Annotated in this window: 22 protein-coding genes; 4 read left to right on the top strand and 18 right to left on the bottom strand. The window is 29.7% G+C overall.

Annotated features, from left to right (window positions below):
* Positions 1-323 precede the first annotated feature (323 nt).
* From ACTG3V_RS11605 to ACTG3V_RS11545, 13 genes are all read right to left on the bottom strand, one after another.
* Positions 324-878: a hypothetical protein gene (locus tag ACTG3V_RS11605; RefSeq protein ID WP_439132332.1), complete on the bottom strand. Its 555-nt coding sequence runs from the start codon at positions 876-878 to the stop codon at positions 324-326.
* A 45-nt stretch (positions 879-923) separates the two neighbouring features.
* Entirely contained in the window at positions 924-1,541 is a 618-nt protein-coding gene (locus ACTG3V_RS11600) for a hypothetical protein (protein WP_439132331.1), read from the bottom strand.
* Positions 1,542-1,653: 112 nt separating this feature from the next.
* On the bottom strand, positions 1,654-2,562 hold the full coding sequence (locus tag ACTG3V_RS11595) for a hypothetical protein (protein ID WP_439132330.1): 909 nt from the start codon (positions 2,560-2,562) through the stop codon (positions 1,654-1,656).
* 16 nt (positions 2,563-2,578) lie between these two features.
* Complete coding sequence (locus ACTG3V_RS11590; protein ID WP_439132329.1) at positions 2,579-3,445, bottom strand: TolB family protein; 867 nt, start codon at positions 3,443-3,445, stop codon at positions 2,579-2,581.
* Between the two features lie 311 nt (positions 3,446-3,756).
* The gene (locus ACTG3V_RS11585; protein WP_439132328.1) at positions 3,757-4,119 is read right to left on the bottom strand and encodes a cupin domain-containing protein; all 363 of its coding nucleotides are present in this window, start codon (positions 4,117-4,119) and stop codon (positions 3,757-3,759) included.
* Between the two features lie 40 nt (positions 4,120-4,159).
* The gene (locus tag ACTG3V_RS11580) at positions 4,160-4,315 is read right to left on the bottom strand and encodes a hypothetical protein (RefSeq protein WP_439132327.1); all 156 of its coding nucleotides are present in this window, start codon (positions 4,313-4,315) and stop codon (positions 4,160-4,162) included.
* A gap of 177 nt (positions 4,316-4,492) precedes the next feature.
* Entirely contained in the window at positions 4,493-5,935 is a 1,443-nt protein-coding gene (locus ACTG3V_RS11575) for a serine hydrolase (RefSeq protein ID WP_439132326.1), read from the bottom strand.
* Positions 5,936-6,043: 108 nt separating this feature from the next.
* The gene (locus ACTG3V_RS11570; protein ID WP_439132325.1) at positions 6,044-7,441 is read right to left on the bottom strand and encodes an alpha/beta hydrolase family protein; all 1,398 of its coding nucleotides are present in this window, start codon (positions 7,439-7,441) and stop codon (positions 6,044-6,046) included.
* Positions 7,442-7,529: 88 nt separating this feature from the next.
* Complete coding sequence (locus ACTG3V_RS11565; RefSeq protein ID WP_439132324.1) at positions 7,530-7,982, bottom strand: hypothetical protein; 453 nt, start codon at positions 7,980-7,982, stop codon at positions 7,530-7,532.
* Positions 7,983-8,093: 111 nt separating this feature from the next.
* Positions 8,094-8,750: a hypothetical protein gene (locus ACTG3V_RS11560; RefSeq protein ID WP_439132323.1), complete on the bottom strand. Its 657-nt coding sequence runs from the start codon at positions 8,748-8,750 to the stop codon at positions 8,094-8,096.
* Positions 8,734-9,225, bottom strand: coding sequence for an RNA polymerase sigma factor (locus ACTG3V_RS11555; RefSeq protein ID WP_439132322.1), 492 nt, complete (start codon positions 9,223-9,225; stop codon positions 8,734-8,736). Before ACTG3V_RS11555 ends, ACTG3V_RS11560 begins: the two co-directional genes overlap by 17 nt.
* 455 nt (positions 9,226-9,680) lie before the next feature.
* A complete protein-coding gene (locus ACTG3V_RS11550) occupies positions 9,681-10,382 on the bottom strand; it encodes a LytR/AlgR family response regulator transcription factor (RefSeq protein ID WP_439132321.1) in 702 nt (233 codons plus the stop codon).
* Positions 10,375-11,508 carry a sensor histidine kinase gene (locus ACTG3V_RS11545; RefSeq protein ID WP_439132320.1) on the bottom strand — a complete coding sequence of 378 codons (1,134 nt, stop codon included), beginning with the start codon at positions 11,506-11,508 and terminating at the stop codon, positions 10,375-10,377. The genes ACTG3V_RS11550 and ACTG3V_RS11545 overlap by 8 nt, the downstream gene beginning before the upstream one ends.
* A 229-nt stretch (positions 11,509-11,737) precedes the next feature.
* Between ACTG3V_RS11545 and ACTG3V_RS11540 the strand changes: the two genes are divergently transcribed.
* A complete protein-coding gene (locus ACTG3V_RS11540) occupies positions 11,738-12,625 on the top strand; it encodes an ABC transporter ATP-binding protein (protein WP_439132319.1) in 888 nt (295 codons plus the stop codon).
* 3 nt (positions 12,626-12,628) lie between these two features.
* Positions 12,629-16,195, top strand: coding sequence for a M1 family aminopeptidase (locus ACTG3V_RS11535; RefSeq protein WP_439132318.1), 3,567 nt, complete (start codon positions 12,629-12,631; stop codon positions 16,193-16,195).
* Positions 16,196-16,405: 210 nt separating this feature from the next.
* On the opposite strand, the gene ACTG3V_RS11530 is transcribed toward ACTG3V_RS11535, so the two are convergent.
* Both ACTG3V_RS11530 and ACTG3V_RS11525 read right to left on the bottom strand, forming a co-directional pair.
* Positions 16,406-17,089: a GOLPH3/VPS74 family protein gene (locus ACTG3V_RS11530; RefSeq protein ID WP_439132317.1), complete on the bottom strand. Its 684-nt coding sequence runs from the start codon at positions 17,087-17,089 to the stop codon at positions 16,406-16,408.
* A 113-nt stretch (positions 17,090-17,202) separates the two neighbouring features.
* Positions 17,203-19,026: a serine hydrolase gene (locus tag ACTG3V_RS11525; protein WP_439132316.1), complete on the bottom strand. Its 1,824-nt coding sequence runs from the start codon at positions 19,024-19,026 to the stop codon at positions 17,203-17,205.
* A gap of 223 nt (positions 19,027-19,249) precedes the next feature.
* Between ACTG3V_RS11525 and ACTG3V_RS11520 the strand changes: the two genes are divergently transcribed.
* Entirely contained in the window at positions 19,250-20,281 is a 1,032-nt protein-coding gene (locus ACTG3V_RS11520) for a sensor histidine kinase (RefSeq protein ID WP_439132315.1), read from the top strand.
* An 8-nt stretch (positions 20,282-20,289) separates the two neighbouring features.
* Positions 20,290-21,027, top strand: a complete 738-nt coding sequence (locus ACTG3V_RS11515) for a LytR/AlgR family response regulator transcription factor (RefSeq protein WP_439132314.1) — start codon at positions 20,290-20,292, stop codon at positions 21,025-21,027.
* Between the two features lie 213 nt (positions 21,028-21,240).
* Here ACTG3V_RS11515 and ACTG3V_RS11510 read toward each other — a convergent pair whose 3' ends face one another.
* The 3 genes from ACTG3V_RS11510 to ACTG3V_RS11500 all read right to left on the bottom strand — a co-directional run bounded on the left by ACTG3V_RS11510 (position 21,241) and on the right by ACTG3V_RS11500 (position 22,868).
* The gene (locus ACTG3V_RS11510; RefSeq protein WP_439132313.1) at positions 21,241-21,816 is read right to left on the bottom strand and encodes a YdeI/OmpD-associated family protein; all 576 of its coding nucleotides are present in this window, start codon (positions 21,814-21,816) and stop codon (positions 21,241-21,243) included.
* Between the two features lie 190 nt (positions 21,817-22,006).
* Positions 22,007-22,654 carry a class I SAM-dependent methyltransferase gene (locus tag ACTG3V_RS11505; RefSeq protein WP_439132312.1) on the bottom strand — a complete coding sequence of 216 codons (648 nt, stop codon included), beginning with the start codon at positions 22,652-22,654 and terminating at the stop codon, positions 22,007-22,009.
* Positions 22,644-22,868, bottom strand: coding sequence for an alpha/beta fold hydrolase (locus ACTG3V_RS11500; protein WP_439132311.1), 225 nt, complete (start codon positions 22,866-22,868; stop codon positions 22,644-22,646). The genes ACTG3V_RS11505 and ACTG3V_RS11500 overlap by 11 nt, the downstream gene beginning before the upstream one ends.
* Positions 22,869-23,010: the final 142 nt, after the last annotated feature.

Raw genomic sequence — 23,010 nt, 5'->3', positions numbered from 1 at the left:
CCAGTTTGTAATCCGAATGTTGATTTTTCTACACTTGGGTTTTGTGATTTTGCGATGAATGTTAGTCCGCAAAAAATTAATGTAATTAAAGTTTTTTTCATGATAATATTTTTTAAATTTAGATTTGAGTAAATTTTTAAATATGATTTTTAATTGATAAGATTAACTTTTTAGTTATATTATGAAGTTGATTTTGAATAATCAATTAGAGATAATTATTTTGTAATAATGTTTTAGCCCTATTAGGTTAGTAAATATTGATTACAAGATTTTTTAGAAGTGTTATCCTATATAATACAGTAATGTGTATTTATTTTGTTAATTTATTTAAAGACATATCTAAACCCTACATGTATTAATAAACCATTCGCATAAATTGGGTTTCCAACGACTTTATCCGCTGTTGCACCTGTACCAACTCCTCCTATTTCAATGAAGTAATTCGAAGATTTATCCATAAAAAATTCAAATCCGAATAACCCATACCCCCCAAAAACAGTACTTTCTGACGAAAATTTATTGGACGGAAGCAACATTGTCACTCCCCCTTCACCATACAGTCGAATAAATTCACCAATGTTCCCAGCAACTCCAAGAACCCCAAGTGACATGCTCGAATATGGAGTCCAAGTAGTGGTATTGACGTTTTTTAAATGTTCGTTGAATAGCAAGTTTGCTCTTACTCGCAAGGCGACTTGCTTTTGAGCAAAAAATGGACTTGTAAAATTTACCCCTAACCCAAAGTCACGCTGATTTTGCTTGAGGTGAAAACCTAGCCCCCAATTTGAGTTTATTTCTTTTCTTTCTTGTGCGCAGGTACCTGTAGCGATCCCACCTATTAAGATTAGGGGAAACAAAACTAAAATTATGTTTTTCATATAATTGAACATGCGTTTAATTAGTATTTATGCTCTACATTAAACTTAAAACCAGCTAAAACCTACTCCTACATTAAAAATTAGGGCATCTCTATGTACATCACCATCTAAAGACGCATGACCTAGAACTAATTTTGATTGCACATTAAGGGCAAAGTTTTTCTTTTTATATATTTCGTAACCTGTACTTGCCATTACAGCACAACCAAAGTTCCAATCGTCATTTACATTGTCTTTAATATCGTATAATGCTGGTGAGTCTATGGCTAAACCAATACCTCCATGAATCCACCATTTATCTTTTACCCAATATTGCACAGAAGGTATGAAGCCACCAAAATTTCTATCATTATCCTGAAATTCATAAATATTTCCTGGCATAGCTATCGTAATTGCTAATTTTTCATTTAACATATACCCTAACTTTAGGTCTGGAAAAACAAAGGTTCCTTGAGATTTATCAAAGGTTTGCATCCCTGCACTATCTTCTATACTGATAATACCTCCACCTACTGTAAATTCAAACATGAATCCTTCTTTTTGGTTTGTTTTTTCTGTCTTTGTGTTTTGTGCATAGGTGATACTAGATACGAATGCAAAGGCCACAAAAGCCATTCTTACTAAAATTTGTTTTTTGATTGTTTTCATTTTAATTGATTTCATAGTTGTTCGTTTTTTGATTATTAAAATTGATGTTTATTATTATTCACAGCAAAATTGAATAATGTGAAGGGGTTAAAAGTTCGTATTTTGAAATTGGAACAAGTTTTCCTTATCACTCTTTCGTTTTGAGGTCAAAAACTAATTTAGCATCTACCCAAAAAATATCTACATTTTCATAGTTTTCGGATCCTACATTTCTACTAAAGAAAAGGTATCTGCCATCTGGTGTTATACTTGCTGAAGCTTCCCAAGCGTTCGTATTTATTTTATCACCCAAATTAATGGCATTACCCCATGTACCATCTTTTTGTTTAAAACTGATATAAATATCAGAATCCCCAAAACCATCTTCTCTTTTAGCATCAAATAATAAATATGATTCATCTGGGGCTATAAAAGGATGACTTAAATAGGTGCCTGTGTTTATTGTCTTGGGTAAAGCTTTAGGTTCTTCATATTTGCCATTGATTAATCGCGAATAGCGAATTGGAAATACTAGATCATTTTCTTTATAGGTATCAAAATAATAGGTGCCGTTTGCAGATTCTGAAAGACGCATAATATACATAGAATCATTACTTACAATAGGAGGTTCAAGGCTTTGTAATTCGGACCATCCAGATTTCGTTTTTTCTAGATAACGGTCACCTAAATGCATGGTTTTACCGTCTGGAGATATTACAGGTCGCCCTATCCATGGAGATACTATTTCCGATTTATCCCATTCGCCATTAGTGTCATTGTATTTGTATTCGTAAAAAGCTGATGTTTTATTTTCCTCTCCTCTTCTAATAAAATAAAACGCTTTCATATCTGGGGTGAATGCACTATTGACTTCATACAAATCTGTAGATACAAGATCTGGCGCAAATGGTATAGGCGTTAAACCTGGTGGTTTTTGTCCTAAATATGGGGTTTTAAAGTTTGGTATATGATTATTTGGAGTTTGGCTTTTTTTTGTATTGCAAGATTGTAAAAAAAGTATTCCGACGATTAGAATGATATGATATGTTTTTTTCATTTTAATATTATAATAATTACTGTTTATGCTTTAGATTTTTAATGGCTTCAGCATCCACCCAAAAAATATCTGCTTTGTTACCACCATAAGATCTGTGAAAGAAAAAGTACTTTCCGTCAGGAGAAATGCTGCCATACGCATCTTCAAACTCTGTATTTATTTTGTCACCTAAATTTATTGCAGGACCCCAAGAATTATCTTGTTGACGAAAAGAGATGTACAAGTCTGAATCTCCATATCCATCATCTCGTTGATCATCCCAAATGATATAAGATTCGTCAGGCGCAATAAACGGGTGTGCATTCCATACACCAACATCTAAGTTTAATGTTTTAGGTTCTTCATATTTACCATTAATTAAACGCGAATAACGTAATGGACCATTTTTACTAGCTTCATCAAAATAACACGTACCATTCGATGCTGCTGTAAGTCGCATAATAGGAAATTTATTAAAAGGAGCACCAAGTGGCTTTACAGCAGACCAGCCAGAGGCATTTTTTGTTCTGTAGTTTCTTCCTAAATGCATGGTGTTCCCATTTGGAGCAATGAATGGTTCGCCTGATTTTGGTGCGATAACGGATTCAACCCACTTATCCTCTTTGAGCTCTACAGCTACTAAAGCATTATTTTCATATTTACCTCCTCTTCTTCGGAAATAAAAGGTTTTTAAATCGTTTGATATCGCTAATTCAGCTTCCCTGTACTCTGTTTTTATGATTTCTGGTGCAAATAGTTCTGGCTCTTTACCTGGAGGATTTTGACCGAGATAAATTTCTTCTGAACTTATCTCCTTACCAACTTTTGATTTTTGTGCTTTATTGTTGCAAGCAATACTAGTGAACAGTATTACAAAGGGAAGTAAATACTGTGATATTTTCATGTTTATATTTTTTTAAATTAACTCTTTTAATTAAAAGCCAGATTCCAATTACCAGCTCAAATAATGCCCTAATGCCTTTATTAATATTGACTATTTTGAATGTTTAGTGCATTTAAGTGCAGACCATAATAAACTTGATTTTTATTTCTACAAATATCTATCAAGAAGCAAAAGGCCTCTAAATACTTATGGAGTATTATATATAAAGTTTGATGTTAGATTGAAAATTATGATGCAGTTCTATAAATTATGATGCAAAACCAAGATTTCTTGTATTAAATTTCCTTGTTTTTTGATTGATTGATTTGAATTCATTTTTTTTGGTCTGTGATTGATTTTGTAATCTCAGTTGTTACATTTCCTGTATGTAAGGTTGTTTTACTTTCTATTAATAGGATTGTACATTCTTTATTTGATGAAACTTTATGCATTAAACCTTTAGGAACCACAAATACATCTCCTACTTGCATGGTAAAGGGTTCTTGACACTCTAATCCCATAACCAATGAACCTTCCAGAATGTAGAACAACTCGTCTTCATTTTCATGGGAATGCCAAGGGACTTTATCGCCCTTTATTTTGGCGATTTTCACATATTCATTATTGACTTGGGCTATTATTTTTGGCGAATAATAGGAGTGTAATTTTTTAATTTGATCATTTACGTTTACCATGTTGTACCTATATTCTACAAAGGATTATGTAAGGTTAGTGTTATGATTTTCTATTAGTACTGTATTCTAATGCGGCACCTATGGCTATCCCTAAAACAAACCATAACTGCATGTTTGAGGTTAAATAGCCCACTACTGTTCCTAAAATAATTCCTAAACCTAATTTTACGCCTTTTTTACTTTTTTTAGTTTTCATTTTTTCCATTGTTGGTATTATTAATTGATTTATGATAAAATTACAATAGCTACATATATTAAAAGTCCTATTTTATAAATCCGAACGACTTAATCAATATGCTCTAAAACCCAACTCGAAATTTTCTTTAATGCAATAGGAAATTACACACGCTATTACTACTGGCTTATCCTAAATTTATTTTACCAATTGTTCAATTTTCTTTAACTGACCTGTTATTGAGTTTATTAAATTAGTGTTATTTTCTTTCTTCGCCAGTTTAAACCCATTAATTAGAATATTCTCAGCTTGCTCATAATCTTTTATTTTAATCAACACATCGGCATAGCTATCGTGGGCATTGGCAGATTTAGGAAAAAGCTCCAAGTTTAGTTTAAAAACACTTTTAGCGTCTAAGTATTTCTCTTGTTGAAATAACCAATAGCCAATTGTGTTTAATTCACTTTCTAATGCTTCAACATCCTGACTCTGTTGTACTTGTCTTTTTAGGTTTGCAATTGCTTTCGATCCTTCTTTGTTAGCATACTCTTGTTTAAACTGCCAAATAAGAGGCATTGCTACTACTCTTGTTTCAAGCAATTTAAGAATTGCTGTTTTCAATTCAAACAATGTGTTTTTATTGCTATCATTTGACATCAAAATTATAAATATATCATCCTCAAAATTATGATACTTTATCGCATGGTGTGTAGGCCAACTACTGCCATCGTGCTCCCAGTAACTTATCTCTCCATCGTTATTAAGGTAAAATCTACCAAAATCAAAATAAGCTCTATTACTACTGCCAGAATGTTTATCTCCTGAAAGTACTTCCTTCAGCGAATTACTTTTTATAATTTTATCATTCCAAAGCGACTTTTCGAAGTTGTAAAGATCTAATGGTGTGGCGTAATAAGAAATAGCTTTTAGTGCATTGGGATCTTCATGATAAGTAATTTGATTGGTAAGCGTATTCATTCCGATGGGCTGAATAGCAGTTGGCATATTTGCTTTTCTTAATATTTCTTGAGTTACAAAATCCTGAAAGGGCATTCCTGTTATTGCCTCGACCACATAGCTTCTTATAACAATATTCATATTAGTATAAAGAAACCCATTTCCAGAAGGAAAGGCCAACTCCTTAACTGCGTTTATTTGTGCATTAACATCTTCTGATTCAATCCCAATAAACCAATTAAGACTTGGTAAACCAGAAGTATGCGTCATAATATTTTCAATTGTTATCTCCTTACTCCAATTAGGAAGTGAAGTCACATACTTACTCACTTTATCTTGGTAATTAAGTTTTTCATCTTCAACTAACTTCATAATCGCTAATGTCGAAAACTCCTTACCTATAGATCCTGTAGAAAATAAATGTTTTTCAGTTAAAGGCGTATTTTTATGTTTGTCAGCAAAGCCTATTTGTTTGAAATACAAAATTTTCTCACTATTCCCCACTAACACACTGCCATTAAAGCCTACCATTTGATTAGCGGCTTTAATTAGCTGATTAAATTCTGAGTGATTGATCTTCTCATCTACAACCGTACATTGGGTACTAACAAAAACGCATAGTAATAAGACACTTATTTTTTTTACTAGAATTCTATTAGAGTTTTGCTTAATTAAATTTTTCATTTTTTTAATAAAAAAATGTTGTTTGGATTGTCTGTATTCTCATTTAATTTATGATAAAACTACAATAGCTTCATATATGAAAAGTCCTATTTTATAAATCAGAACGACTTAATTGATATGCTCTAAAACCCAACTTGAAATTTCTTTTAATGCTATTGGGGAAAACGTTTGTTCAATTTTTCTATATTCATCCATCTTTCCTGTATCACATTCCTGAAAAAAGTGGTTTAAATTTTCCAATTCAAGTATCTTGTAATCTTTGTTGCCACCTTTAATCAAAGCTTGACGTATGCCATTTTGATTTATTTTGGCATTCACCTGGGTGTCTTTACTTCCATTTAAAGACAAGACTGGGATTTGTAATTTTTCTATTTCATCAGCAGGATTGTATTGTAAAAAATAACGCGACCAAGGTTTAATACTTGTATTTACTTGATTACTTATAAATGCATTGATATTTTTCTCTGGCACATTTAAATCACTCAATATTGGCCTTAAAAAATTGTCATAGTGTGCAATTAATTCTGTTTTAATTTCTGACTCACTTTTATCAGAAGTAACAATAGCGATGGCTTTTCTCGCGTTTTCCTCATAGGCTTTCTCATCTTTCACTGGAAACTGACGTAAGGTTTTAGACTGTATTACCGATAATTCTGCTCCAGAGATTCCAGTAGAGGCTAGCAACACCATAAAAGCAACATCGTTTGAATTATTTGCTGCTAATGGTGCAATAATTCCACCCTCACTATGCCCAACTAATCCAATATTCTTTTTATCTACTTCCTTTCTGGTTTTTAGGTAAGCTATAGCACTTAATACATCTTTAGAAAAATCTTCAGTGGTTGCGCTACCAAAATCACCTGTAGATTCTCCCTGACCACGGTCATCAAAGCGCAACACCCCAATGCCTTGTTTTGTAAGATGATCTGCCAATACTAAAAAGGGTTTGTGTCCCATAAAAGTTTCATCTCGGTCCTGTGGACCACTTCCGCTAATTAAAATGACTACTGGAAACTTGCCTTTATTATTTGGTAAGGTTAATGTACCTGCTAAAGATATATTGGCTTCCTTATTTGGGAACATGACTTCCTCTTCATAATAAGGATAAGGTTTTACTGGTTCTTGAGGTCTGCGTTGGTCTGCTACTTCTAAAGCACCTTTCTTTAAATTTAGTGCCATTTCTATACCGCCTTCTTTATAGTGCCCTTCAAATTGTTGCAATTCACTATTGAAGTCTGCTATATAGGACATCCCCAAATTTGAACCATCAATGGTTAGTTTTCCATTTGTAAACGTTGTTACTGCTGGTTTCATACCAGAAATTCTAAATGTAGGTATATTCATTATTGCAGAATATTTCCCATTTTCCTGTTTGATATTAAATATAAATGTGATTTCCTTGTCACCCCTTTTAGTTTTTCCGCTCCAATCTCCTGATATATCTTGAGAAAATACGCTTGCTATGGATAGTGTAAGTATTAATGTAATTGATATAATTGTTTTCATTTTAGGTTGTTTTTTTCTTGTCGAAAATTATTCGACTATTTATTTTTAAAATAAATACTGTGATTTTTTGTGTTTCTAGTACTACTAATTATAGCACATTTCCAGCTTCTTTAGCTTGCGCGTCTTTGCTACGACCCATAATTGAACCCACTAGCATGCCACCAATTAATCCTAAAGAAATGCCTAGTGAGCGTTCTAGGTTATGTAAAATAGCTACTCCAAATAATAAACCAAATGATAATCCTAAGCCGCTATATAAAGTCGTGTAATACCCTTTTGGGATTAAGGAAAATGTATCTTTCAAATATTTTTTGAAAACACTCAGGGATTTTTTAAAATATTTTTTTCTATTCTCAGGATTCGATGTTAAGTTTAAATGATCCAATTCTGTTTCTAAAGATTGAATTTTAGTATCGGATAAATTTTTAGCTTCTAAACTGGTTATAATTTGAATAAATTCTTGGTAAATCTTTATCTCAGATTTACTACTTGTCTCAGCTTCTAAATTTTCAAAAAAGTTAATTACATTTTTTAGTGTCATAATATTTACTGTTTTCTTGGTTAGTGGCAGCAATCAAAAAATATTACATGCGACACCTGTTTTTTTTGAAATAAATTAGAAATCAAATGTTTATAAGGCTTAAAGCGCTTTTTAACTTCTTAAACTTTCTATATCTGTCATCAATTCATCTAGTTTTCTGAACACCCTTCCATAAACGATGTTTAAATCCCATTTATAAATCCGACCACCAAAATACGCCAGTAACACTAAAATTATAGATACCATCACGATGCCTATTAATGGTATTCCAAATATGAGATAGATATCAGGAAAGCCTTTGAGAACTTCAGTTACTAATCTTTCTCCTAAAGGCATACCTTGGGCATCTTTAAACCAAAACCCTAAAATCAATGAGATAAATATCATTGGGTACAAAACTCTTGAGAATTTCTTATTTATCGATATCTGATTATTTTTCCATTGGTTAAATGCCTTTAAATATTGATAACTACTGTCACCCAAATCTATTTGCTCTAAATCATTTAATAACTTCTTATTGAAATATACAAGAACCGAAAGCATAACAAAAAATATTATACCTGTTATTGGTATTCCGATAAAATATGAGACCACTAAAAAAGCAAATGAGAATACCACAATTGCAATTAAATTGATGCGAAACATTCTTTTAAACTTATCAATGATATGAATTGATTTTTGATTGTATAGATTGCTTATTTTTGGTGCTACTAATGCATCTCTTTCAAGAAAACCTTCTTTCCATATGTTTTCAATTGATTTTTCCATCTAGTATTTTTTTTAATCTATTTTTAATTCTTTTAACTCGTACACCAATATTATTAGGATTTGTTCCTATAATTTCAGCAATTTCCTTTTGCGATTTTTCTTCTAAATACAGCATTATAACGGCTCTGTCAATTTCTGATAGTTTTCTAATGGCATCATATAATAAATTTAGAGATTCGTTTGAAAAAGCATAATTATCTTCAGTTTGTTCCGCAGTTATAGAATCAGAAACAAAATGTTGTACCTTATTTTTCTTCTTCTTGAGTAAGGTTAAACAAACGTTTAATGAAATGCGATACACCCAAGTACTCCATTGCGATTCTTCTCGAAATTTATCCTTACTCCTCCAAATTTGCAAACATACTTCTTGGTAATAATCTTCAAAATCTGCTTGTGAGTTGGTATAGGCTCTGCATAATTTGATGATGATTCCTGCAAATGGTAAAATAGATGTTTTATAAAAATCGCTACTCAATATATGGTGTTTTAATTTATTAGTATCTGAATCTTTAAAATATTACAGCCAAATGCAAAATATATATAGTGTATTACTAAGATTAATATTATAAAGCTTTACTATTCCTATACCTTAGCATTAAACATATTTTTTGTTAATATTTATATCATTGTAATTGCGTTATTGTTCAATTTATCATATAATTTAACGAAGTAAAATTATTTGTAAACTAAAGAACAAGGGTCCTATTTTATAAATAAGAACAAATTTTTAGTTAGATATCGAAACAAGGAAACTATTAAATATAACAGTCTACATAAAAAATTAGCAAGTGTAGTTTTAACAAAGAAATTTATTTGCTTTTAAAAGAAAAAATGAAATGTCTCCAAAAACCCCTTATCCAAGAGCCAATTTTCCAAAAAAGGCACTAATTAGTTAAAATTAATTTTATCTAATTTCTAAAAATAGGTTCACTAAAAATTGAGCAGTTCCATAACATTTCTTTTGTATGTTTGACCTATAGGAATTTTATGTTCTTTAATTATAATTTGATTCCCTTCAATATATTTTATTTTATCAATGGCAACAATGAATGATTTGTGGACACGTAAAAAGTTTGAAGCATCTAAAGTATTTTCATAGACTGATATTTTTTGATGACTAACAATTTTTTCATTTTTTAAGAAAAGTTTGGTATAATTACCATAGGCTTCAATAAAAAGAATATCATTTAAATTAATATGATGATGTTTTTTATCGCCTTTTACAAAAAAACGATTAGTATTTGAATATTTTGAAACTTCTGAAATTTTTGTTTTTGTTGTTTTAACTTCTGAAACTCTATTAATAGCTTTTACCAAACGATTAAAGCTGAATGGTTTTAATATATAATCAACGACATTTAAATCAAAACCTTCTAATGCATGTTCTTTATAAGCTGTTGTTACTATTGTCTTTGGAGGATTAACTAATGTTCTTAAAAATTCTAATCCATTTAACTTAGGCATATTGACGTCTAAAAACATGAAATCTACACTATTGTTATTCAAGTATTGCATTGCTTCTATTGCATTATAACAATTGTATTCTAATTGCACATTTGGTAGCATACTACAAAACTCTTCGATAATTTCATGAGCGAGTGGCTCATCATCAATGATAATAAATTTAAGCATTTTTAGCAATTCTTAAAATAGCCTTATAGACGCTATCATCTTGGTTAATAACTAAGTCGTATTTTTGGTTATACAATATAGATAATCTTTTTTTAAGATTTTCTAATCCTATACCATTTGCTTTAAGCGTTTCATTTTTATCAAAATTATTCTTAATTTTAAAATAAATGAAGTCTGAATCATCATACAACTCTATATGTATAAACGCATTTTCTGAAAGTGTTTCAACACCATGTTTAAAAGCATTTTCTAGTAGAATTATATACAACAATGGGGCTACATTTAAATAAACATCTACATTGCTATAATTAAATAGAATATCAACAGATTTTTTGTAACGAATTTTGTGCAATTCAATATAATTTGTGAGATATTCAATTTCATCCAAGATTTTAACTGTTTCTTTTTCTCCTTGATAAATAGTATAGCGCATCATATCAGATAGTTTTAAAATAACTTCTGGAGCTTGTTTTGAATTTTTAACTGCTAGTGCATGTAGATTGTTTAATGTATTAAAGAAAAAATGTGGGTTTATTTGTGATCTTAATAAAGATATTTCTGTTTTCGTTTTTTCTGCCTTTAAGTTTTTAATCCATTTCCATTGTTCAAAAATCCATATAAAGAAAAAGATTGGAATTGGTAAAAAAAATAAATAGAATGGGAAATCTTCTTTAATTTTTAGATACGCATCTAAATCTCCAGAAAAAAGCCTTAAATAAATGAAGTAAAGAAATAATGGCACATAAATAAGTGTAATTGATTTCCAGTATTTTTTGATAAAATTTGGTGTCAAGATAAAGGCAAACCCTAACCAAAATAGCAATAAAAGTATAAATGTAATTGGATTATCTGGCAAATTCATAAAACTGTCTATTGCTAATGCTAAAAAAAATAGACTTATTAATAGAATTACCTTTAATACTGTACTTTTTTTTCTTTTTAAAAAATTCCATTTATAAAAAGGCAGTGCTATTATAAAACTCCAAAAAATAGCGTATAGAAGAATTTCATAAGACCATTCTTTAGGTAGTATAATAAGACCAAAAAAGTCTAATATATAGAATATTGGAGCTATGAGAATAAGTCCAATTACAAAAGCCTTGTATTTTTTTAGAATCTTTACCATACCTCAAAAGTAAGTAGGATATACTTTTCAAACAAAAAAATGGGCACACACCACTCTATTTTACACCAACACCTCTTTTTTTTTGTCCAACGCATTTTATAGTAAAAATTATTATGTGTAGCATCATAAAAATGGCCTTTATCATATTAATTAGTAGTCACTTTTTAATCATTTTATGTTTGTCTAAAACATATAATTAAGGCATGTTTCAATCAAAACATTAATCATTATGAATGTATTACAAATCAAAAATTTATGCAAAACCTATCCAAATGGAGTTAAAGCATTGCAGGAAATTAACTTAGAAATCACCAACGGAATGTTTGGTTTATTAGGAGCAAATGGTGCAGGAAAATCTTCTTTAATGCGAACCATTGCATCTTTACAAGAACCTACTTTAGGAAGTATTATATTTAATGAAACAGATATTGTTAAGCATCCAGACTATATAAGACAAAACTTAGGTTATTTACCTCAAGAATTTGGAGTGTATCCAAAAATTTCTGCTGAAAAATTATTAAATCATTTAGCCGTTTTAAAAGGAGTACTAGATAAAAAAGCGCGAAAAGAACAAGTAACTGCATTATTACAACAAGTGAATCTATACCAACATAGAAAAAAATCTGTTTATACATTTTCTGGTGGAATGCGTCAAAGATTTGGAATTGCGCAAGCATTATTAGCAAATCCACAAGTTATTATTGTTGACGAACCAACAGCTGGTTTAGATCCAGAGGAAAGCAACCGTTTTCTGAACCTACTTAGCGAAATAGGCGAAAGTGTTATCATTATTTTATCTACTCATATTGTTGAAGACGTAAGAAATTTATGTACAAGAATGGCAATTCTTTCTAACGGAAAAATTATATCAGAAGGAAATCCTGCAGAATTAGTAGCTAGCATTTCAGGGAAAATTTGGTCTAAAATAATTCTTAAAAAAGAAATTAAAGCTTACAAAAATAAATTTAATGTAATATCAACTAAACTGGTTGCTGGTAAGACACAGATTAGAGTTTTGGCAGACTCAAAACCTGAAGAAGGTTTTAGCATAATCACCCCAAATTTAGAAGATTACTATTTCACTACTCTTCTTAATGATTCTAAAAATAAGTCATAAGTTATGTTTAAACAATTATTAAATTTTGAAGTTTTTTATCAACTAAAACAACGTGCTTTTCCTTTATTTTCAGTTTTATTTTTCGTGTTAGGAATATTTGTTGGCCAACAAGGTTTCGCACCAAAGGGCGTAAACTTTAATTCAGCTTATCAAGTTTATTTTCATACCAGTCTTTTTACTATAGGTAGTGTTTTTATAATTATGTTTTTTGCTATAAGTGCTATTATAAGAGATAAACAATATAATATGGAAGGACTCATATATAGTTCGTCTTTAAAAAAAGCACAGTACTTTTGGAGTCGATTTTTAGGAACATTTATTTTTAGTGCATTAGCATTTTCTCCATTCTTAATAGGATATATTTTAGCTAATTATTTTTCAGATTTAGATCCAGAACGTATTGCAAGTTTTCAATTATTAACGTATTTACAACCTTGGGCATATATTGTTTTACCAAATATTTTTATTAGTGCTACAATAGTATTTTCTGTAAGTACACTTAGTAAAAATAGTACAGCTACCTATGCAAGTGCTGTGTTTTTGTATGTATTATATTTTATAAGCTCTATTTTTTTAAATTCACCACTAATGGCACAATCTACGCCAGCTTCTCCAGAAAGTATGGTTATTGCTGCAATTACAGACCCTTTTGGTATTGCTGCATTTTTAGAGCAAACACAATATTGGACAGCTTTTGAAAAAAACACACAGCTTATTTCTTTTTCAGGTTTATTTTTATTGAACAGACTTATTTGGATACTATTATCTATAGGAATTCTGTTACTCACATTCAAACTATTCTCCTTTAGAAAACTATCTAAAAAAGTAAAGAAACAATCAAAAAAGAAAAAAGAAAACATTGCATTGGTACCATATCTACCAAAAAAGGCCCAATATAATTTTAAGGCACAGATAACTGCTTTCATTTATCTTCTAAAATTAGAATTGAAAAGTATTTTTAAAAGTCTTCCTTTTATAGCTGTTTTACTTATGTGGCTAGGTATTGTCTTTATAGAATTATATACTACTGTTATTAGAGGTGAAGATTATGGTGTAAGTATATATCCTTTTACAAATGAACTGATAAATTTAATTGTAGACCCTCTCACTCTTTTTAGTTTAATTCTAATTATTTATTATAGCGCCGAAATTGTTTGGAAAGAGCGAAGCATTAACTTTTATAGCATCGTAGATACAACACCAGTAAAGAATTGGGTGTTTTTTGTTGCTAAATTTTTTTCTTTACTAACCTTGCCTTTATTATTAATTACTTCTGGCGTATTACTATGTATCATTTTTCAAATACGTTTAAACTATACAAATTTTGAATTTAATTTATATGCACTTGCCTACTATTATTATGGTTTACAATTGGTTGTATTTTCCATGATTGCTTTATTTGTAAACAGTCTGGTAAAAAACAAGTATTTAGGCATGGGTGTTTTTGGCTTAATAGTGTTGTTAAGCTTAAAATCTGGTGCATTAGGATTAGAACACCCATTAACAAGTCTAGGGTTTATGCCTAGAACTACATACAATAATATGAATGGGTTTAACGGTGTTTCTAACCTATACAATCATCTTTCTTTATACTGGCTTGCGTTTGGTTTGTTATTAACTTTTATTTCGTTTAAAATTTGGAATAGAGGAATTGCACCTAGAATAACCTATAAACTAAAACAACTCAAAAATGGTTGGTTAATTCATCAAAAAGTAATTTTTACACTTACTTTATTGCTATTTATTGGAGCTGGATTTTTGGTTTTTTATAACACGAATATATTATCTGAATACGAGACAAAAAATGATAAATTAAACTTTAGAGAGAACTATGAAAGAAAATATAAGAACTATGAAAACTTAGAAAGACCTATTCGTATCAAAGTAAAAAATGAAGTAGCTATTTACCCTAAAGAGAGCAGGTATACTGTAAAAGCACACCAAATAATAAAAAACAACAGCGAACAAGAACTTTCAGAAGTTTTTATAACAGAACGAATTCCATTAGAAAAAATAGAGATCGAAAACGCACATGTGGTGAATTATAATAAAAAATATGGAACCTATTTATTTCTGTTTGACAAACCCTTGCAACCTAATGATTCTGTAAAACTAGGGTATTCATTAAAAAAAGAATTGAGAGGTTATGAAGAAGATATTTCTATTCTAAAAAATGGAACATATATTAATAAATTCAACAACTTTGAACCAATATTGGGATACAGTTCTGGGTTAGAAATTACAAACAAGTTAGAGCGTCGAAAAAGAAATTTACCAAAACGTTTCGAGCAAGATAATTCTGATGCTCATATGGTAGTAGAAGATGTTAATTTTGAAAAAATCAAATTCGAGACCATTCTTTCTACTGATATTGATCAAATTGCAATTAGCTCTGGGCGTTTACTTAAACAATGGTCAGAAAATAAAAGAAACTATTTTCATTATAAATCTAGTAACAAAATTATGCCTGCAGTTGGTTATTTTTCAGCAAAGTATAAAGTACAAAAAACCAACTATAAAGGAGTTGCCATAGAACAATATTATGATAAATCTCATGAGTTTAATATTACTACTATCGAAAACAGTATTAAACAAACACTAGAATATTGTCAGAAAAATTTTGGACCATACTTTTTTGATTATGTAAGAATTGCTGAAGTTCCTTCCCATTGGTCATTTGGGGGTTTTGCACACCCTGGAGTTATCAGTATGGTTGAAGATAGGCTATATTTAACTGATGTAAACAATAAAGAAACTTTTAATTTGGTTGCAAAAAGAACCATTCATGAAATAGCTCATCAATGGTGGGGACATACACTATCTGCCAAACCAGTTGCTGGAGGTTCTATTTTTGTAGAAGGTTTTGCTAAATATACAGAGGCTGTTGTGATGGAAAAAATGTATGGAAAAGGTGTTTTGTATACCTTGAGTGAGGATGTTAGAAGTAGATATTTTACGGGAAGAGCTTTTGATGGAGCTATAGAACCACCTGTTTATAAGGTAGAAAATCAAAGTTATATTTCTTATGGTAAAGCACTTACTGTGATGTTAGCCTTAAGAGATTTAATTGGTGAAAAGACCGTAAATAAGATACTAAAAACGATCACAGATAGAAATCGAAATACCGATAAACTAAGTGTTACTTCCATTGAATTATTAGATGAAATATATAAAGTATCACCAAAACAGTATCATGGTTTAATTGATGATTGGTTTAAAAAAGTAATTACTTATGACTTAAGTATTCAAAACCATTCATTTAAAGCTTTAGCAAATGGAAAATACCAAGTTAACATACAAGTAAAAGCAAAACGTTTTTTAACAAAAGATAATGGAGAAAAAAATACAATCACAATTAACGAACCTATTAAAATAGGAGTTTTTACAAAGCATCCATCCAAGGTGAAGAAAAGTAATTCTATTTTATATTATCATTCTTCAAAAATTAATAAAGAGCTTACAGAAATTAAGATTGTTGTAAACAAAAAACCGAGTCATGTCTCTATAGATCCATATGGCACAAGGTCAGACCATAATTTGGTTGATAATACAAGAGAGTTACATGAGTAAAAACAACAGCTATTAATGAATTTTATAATAACTAAGAGAATTTATTCCTATTACCCATATCTCTTGGTAAAATATAAACAGCTAATCTTATTAAGGTTTTGCATCAAAATATTATAATGGTAAAACCAGAAAAAAATGAATTTTATTGTAGCAAAAAACCAGTACTTGAGTACTGGTTTTTTTAATTTTTACTAATTATAAAAATAAGTTTTAACTAGCTGTTGATGTTGCTGCAATTGATGCTGAAATCATTACCACAATCATCGCTGTTATTTGTGTATGAATTTCTTTCATGGTAGTACTTAGTATATTGTTTTCAGTATCAGAAACAAGGGTTTTAATATTCTTTTTGCACTTCTTGTAACGTTCTTTTCCGTAAACAATTCTATCCATATTGCAAGTATTTATAAGACTTACCAACATCAGTTCCTCTAGCGTAGGTTTTTTATGAAGCTCTACGATTTCATATAATCTTTTTCGTAAAATATTTTCTGGCTTTGCATTTACGGTTGGGAATTTATCATTGTTAAATACCCATAAAAATTTCTGCTCTCTTTTTACTAAAATTCCCTTTCTAATTAACTTATCTAACGTTTCTTTTTTAATTTCTCTCTCTTTGTTACCAAATTTTTGTATCCAATATTTTAGAGAACGTTTTTTATTTGCATTTTTTAAAATATCTAAATTCTTGTTAAGAAAAGCATCATCAATTCTTTTAACGTTGTTTACAACTATTTTTTTATCAACTATATTTATACACTCTCTTAATGAAAGTTCTAAAAGTACTGCACCAGAAAGTCCATAGTTTAATGCAAAAGGGCCTGAATTAAATTTTCCTTTTTCATCATCTAATGCTAGTAACAGGAATTTATCTATCAAATTTAAATCAGTCATAATATAAGTTGTTTGCTCTATTAGTCATCAGAAATATAATAATGTTACATTCAAATTATTAGTTTTATAATTTACTGATTAGTTAGTTTAAAATTGATTGCATGGCTTCTAATTTATTGTGCTACAACATTTAATTTTAAAATCTCAGCTTTGAACTCCGAGTTTCCATCTATTAGGATCATACCTTTTTCAGATACCTTTATTTTCAAATCTTGCATACCTTCATTTTGATGTCCATTGATAAAGAATTCATTTTTATTAATAGGAATTAGTTTTACAGATGTAATGGCACTTGTTTTAATAGTATCATCCATAAACATTCCTTGTATTTTATTTGCTGCGTTAATTCCTAAAACAAAACCTACATCTTCTTTTTCAAAATGAAATCTAACGTGTACATTTTTATTCTTTTCTCCAACAACATTATATATGTTATACGATTTAAAAGTACCAGCTTGTTTGATAAAGTAATCCCACATCCCTTTTAACTGGTTTACGCCTTGCTCAGAACCTAAGAACCCTTTCATCTTATCATTTCCATGCTTGGCAAGACCTTCAAAATTTTGAGTACTCATTGCATGTGCGAAAAATAAAGCGGCTTCACATGCTTTAGTATTATCTGCCCCATTTCTAGAAAATTGATACGTAAAAATAGACCAAGGTTCTTCTCCTTTGGTTTTTAATAAATAGCTATCATCTTCTTTAGTAATCATTAATGAATGTGTGTTATCTAAGCTAAAGTTCTTAGTATAATCTTTTATTTTTTTGTTTTTAGATTTAACAGCTATAGGTAGTAATTCTGGGGTTTTGTTTTGTATAACTTTGATTAGATTATCGATTATAGCTCCATCAACAAATTGATTTTTTCCTTGAAAAGTACTTTCAGAAATAAGATCTGTTGTAGTTGCATTTGATAGGATAATTATTTTAATATCTTTCTCTGGCAAAAAGCCTATAATAGAAGCTGTTCCTGGAAGTAAACCTGTATGATTAATCCATTTTTCTCCTCCTTTGTTTTCAATTCTCCACCCAAATCCGTATTTCGTATCATTATATCCTGTAGGCTGTGTATTGCTATAAATTTTATCTATAGAAGAAGGATTCAATAGATTTCCATTTTCTAAAGCTGTCATAAAATTGTACAAATCTTTGGCTGTAGCATTAATATTTCCAGCACCTTTAATCCAAGATGTATGAATAGGGTAATTTAATTTTTTAAATGATTTCATACCCAAACCTGTATGTGAATGAGCTTTATATCTTTGTTTTTTGTAGGTGTTTACAGCAGTATTATTCATGTTGGCTGGTTCAAATAGGGTTTCTTCCATATAATCAGCATAAGATTTACCACTTGCTTTTTCAATTATATGGGCTAAAAGTGTATAACCGAAGTTGTTGTACTCATACCCTTCACCTGGTTCAAATTTTAATTTTGTATCATTAAATTTTTTCAAAAGTACATCTATAGTAATTGCATTTTCACCAGGCATTAAACCATTACCTTGATCGTCTATCCTTCCAATATTTGCTTGCATTCCTGAGCTATGATTAAGTAAATGACGAATTGTGATGTTTTTTGAATACTCTGGAATAAAATTTGGATAAAAAGTACTAATAGGCGTTTCCAATGAAAGCTTACCTTCTTCTACCAACTTCATTATCCCTACTGCTGTTAATGGTTTGGTTACAGAAGCAATACTAAAAATCGATTTTTTAGAATTCTTTCTGTTGTTTTCAATATCTGCATACCCAAAGCTTTTCGTATAAATAATTTTGTTGTTTTTACTAATTAATACATTTCCTATAAAACGATTATAGTGTGCATAACTATCAAATACTTCGTTGATTTTATCTTCTAATTTAAAGTTAAAATTCTCTTGACTAAATCCACTAAAACTGAGGATTAATGTAACTAAAACTACGATTGATTTTTTCATATTTAAATATCTTACGATTAATATTAGGCAATAATAATTCGTGAAAATGGCATAAAAAAATGAATGTGATGAGTTGTCTTTCACATGTTTTAAAACCTTTAAAACATGTGAAATAGATGATACTTCACAGGAATATCAATTTTGGTCACAGTATATAATCAACTCATCACTTTTTAATTCCAAAAAAGAATAAAACGCTATTTTTGAGACTTAAACATATGGCATGAAAAAATTTATAGAACCAATAATTCATATATTTCTTTGGACAATTGGTTACTTTTTAATTTTAAATTATACATCTACTATTGGTGATTTTAAAAAAGATCAAGGACCCTATTGGGTGGCTATTGGTTTTGGTACCATAATCAATCAAATTATATTTTATGGGACTGCCTTTTATTTGGTACCAAAATTTTTACGATTAAAAAAAATTAAGTCATTAGTTATTTCAGTATTAGGTGGATTTATTTTCATTAACTTTTTGGAAAGCAGTATTGATTTCAACTATTTGGCCTCTTTTTTCTCCTCTGAAAATGAATCTTATACAGTGGTTTTAACCTATAACGCTATCATCAGTTTTTTTATACTTTTGGTAGCTTTATCCTATTCTTTAATTAAATATTGGATTCAAAATGAGAAACTGAAAAGGGTATTATTAGAAGAAAAGCTTTCTACAGAAATGGCTTTTTTAAAATCAAAAATTAATCCTCATTTTTTGTTCAACATTTTAAATAGTTTCTATGCGAAATCTCTAAAACATAATGTTCCAGAATTAGCTGATGGCATTGCCAAATTAGCAGAATTAATGCGTTATATGGTCTATGAAACCAATTCTGATAAAGTATCACTCGAAAAAGAAATTCACCACCTTAAAAATTTCATTCAAGTATATCAATTACGTATTGCTGAAGAAGACCATGTCTTTATAAATTTTATTGTTAAGGGAAATGTGAATGCTGTTAAAATAAGCCCCATGCTGCTTATTCCTTTTGTTGAAAACGCAATTAAACATGGAATTGATCCTAAAGCAAAATCATTAATCGATATCTCCTTAAAGGTGACTCAAAGTAAGTTGAACTTTAAAGTAAGCAATACCATACGTCAAGGTGCTTATGGTTTAGCCGATGAGTCTTCAGGATTCGGACTTGATAATTTAAAAAAGAGACTTTCCATTCTTTACCCAAATGCATATACTTTAGAAACCAAAGAGGAAAAAGGATATTTTATATCTTTACTTAATCTACAAATCGATTAGCAAATTATATGAATTGTGTAATAATAGATGATGAGCCAGCAGCTATTGATGTTCTTAAACATCATTTAAGCAGCATACCTTTTGTTGAGGTGAAAAGTTCTTTTAGAGATCCATTAGAAGCACTGGATTATTTGCAAAAAAATTCAGTAGACCTTATATTCTTAGATATTAATATGCCTAAATTATCGGGGATTAGCTTTCCTAAGTTTTTACAAAATCCGCCACTTATTATATTTACTACAGCTTATTCTGAATATGCTTTGAAAAGTTATGAACTTAAAGCAGTTGATTACCTTTTAAAACCCATTGAATTTAACAGACTACTTCAAGGAGTAATGAAAGCACAACAGGCATTAAAAAAGAATACAAAAATCACAACTTCAAGTTCTGAAATTTCTCCTGATATCTCAGAGCAAACAGTTTTTATTAAAAGTGGATCAGAATTTCATCAGTTGTATATTCAAGACATAAAACATATAGAAAGTGATGGTAATTATGTGACTTTTTATACAGACAAACGACCTATTTTGGCACGCTATAAACTATCTGAAGTATTAGAATTACTTCCAAAAGAATATTTTACTAGAATACACCGATCCTTTATTGTTGCATTAAAACATATAGAAACGGTCAAAAACCATTGTGTAATCATTAATGATAAAGAGATTCCAATTAGCAGTAAGTATAGAGAGAAATTTATTGCTATCATAGATGACATGGTTAAGAAAAGAGACCATAAAATCTAAAAACAAATTACCTCATAGCTAATTGGTTTTCACATACATATTTTAGGATGAGATTCAGTTCAAGCTTGCGGCTAACGGTCTCTTAAAAGTTTCGTTGCTTAGTTTACGCAACTAACTTAGCAAATAAAAACCCAATAGAAAATCCGCGAGGGTTTTCGTAAATTGGATTTTACCAGCAATTTTTTTCACACCGTGTTGTAAGCTGTTTTTCTTTTATCTGAATTTTTTTGGTTTCAAATTTCTGCTTGCGTTTTCTACAATTTCTTCAATTCTTTTTTGTCTAGTTTCATTTCGTTTTGCTGAGATGACCCAATACAATAAGCCTTTTTTTACAGACTTGCTTAGACTGTTAAAGAATTCCATCGAGCTTTTGTCGGTAATAAGTGTACGTTTTAAATCTTCCGGAATGACTAGGGCCTCAACTTTATCTAAAATTGTCCAAGAACCATTTTTTTTTGCAATTTCAATACTTTTGTAACCCATTTCTTGCATTAAGCCTTGATCGATCAAGGTTTCCACTTTATCCTTATTGATTTTAGACCAATTACTCTTTTCTTTTCTCCTACTAAAGTATTGCTTGTATTGAGTGCTGTCAATTGACCTTTTTGTGCTGTCAATCCATCCAAAACAAAGTGCTACATCAACTGATTCACTCCAACTTAAATTATAGTCGGAAGATTTTTTCTTATTAAAAATAAGCCAAACGCCATCTTTTTTGTCATGATTCATTTGGAGCCATTTTCTCCAATGGCTTTTGTCAGTTGGACAAAATTCTTCAGCATTGTTCATTCTTTGTTACGGACGTTTTTAATGGCTTATAACTTGTTATATGTTCATAAAATACGTCGTTTTTGAAATCTATAAGCCGGATCACAACATATTTTACTATTATCTCTAAAAATGGAAAATAAAGTTGAAAATTAAGATTTATCAATTTGTTAATTTTTGAAAATATATAAATGTTTGTTATTCAATTATTTTAAATATGGTAATTTAATTTAATCTGGGTTTCCCCTTCCTCATTTATTAAATTTCCTAAATAAACTTGATTTCTGTTGTGTTTATTATTAATATACACATGTTCGAATTCTATAACACCAAGTTCTTTTTTAAAATATTCATACTTCCATTCTGGGGGAGCAAAAATTACAATATTTGATGTTATATTTTCTTGAATTTTTCTTATCAATTCTTTTAATGGCGGATTTTTAGCAAGCAAATCTCCTTGATTTTTTTGTTTATAGGGATACCAAAAAGGAATATCATAAATGACAATATCAGCCTTAATTTGGTTTAAAACATTATTGTTAGATATATCTCCTTGAATTAGTTCAACTTTATGAAAAAGTCCGACCTCTTGTAAATTATTCTTGCATTTTTCAAGTACTTTCTTGTCAATATCTACACCAATTACTTTTTTAAAAGCTGGGACAAGATATTCCAATGTGATTCCAATACTACAGCACAACTCAGCTAAAATAAAATCGGAATTTCCTATCCTTGATTTCAGATAGTTAGCATTAACAGGGTAGTTTGATATATATAAGGAAAACTTATCTCCCTTAATATTCTTGCGATACCCTCTTTTTTCAATAATTTCTAAAACACTACTATTTTCAAATGACATAACCTCTCTGATTTGGTACTATCACATGATAACCAGCTTTTACCAATGTAGGAATTTGATAACGCCAAGAGAATGCATGTTCAGGAAAACCATGACATAACACAACAGGATTACCGCTGTTTTCTTTACCTGCTTCAAAAACCTCTAATTCAATTCCATTTATTGGAAGCATCGTTGCTTCAGGAAAGTTTAGTGTTGCAATTATTGTTTTCATTTTACTATTTGCTTTTATCTAGTATTATTTTTTCTATTTTTTTAAAATGATTTTCATTTGGAACGTGTTTTGAACCTTCCAATAAAACTATTTCTTCTAATGTTGGAAAAATATCTTTTGCTCTTTTAACCATCTTTTTTCC

The sequence above is a fragment of the Polaribacter sp. genome, assembly GCF_965660385.1.
Lineage (GTDB): Bacteria > Bacteroidota > Bacteroidia > Flavobacteriales > Flavobacteriaceae > Polaribacter.
The sequence above is the reverse complement of the archived record's forward strand: the minus strand, read 5'-3'. Positions and strand labels throughout refer to the sequence as shown.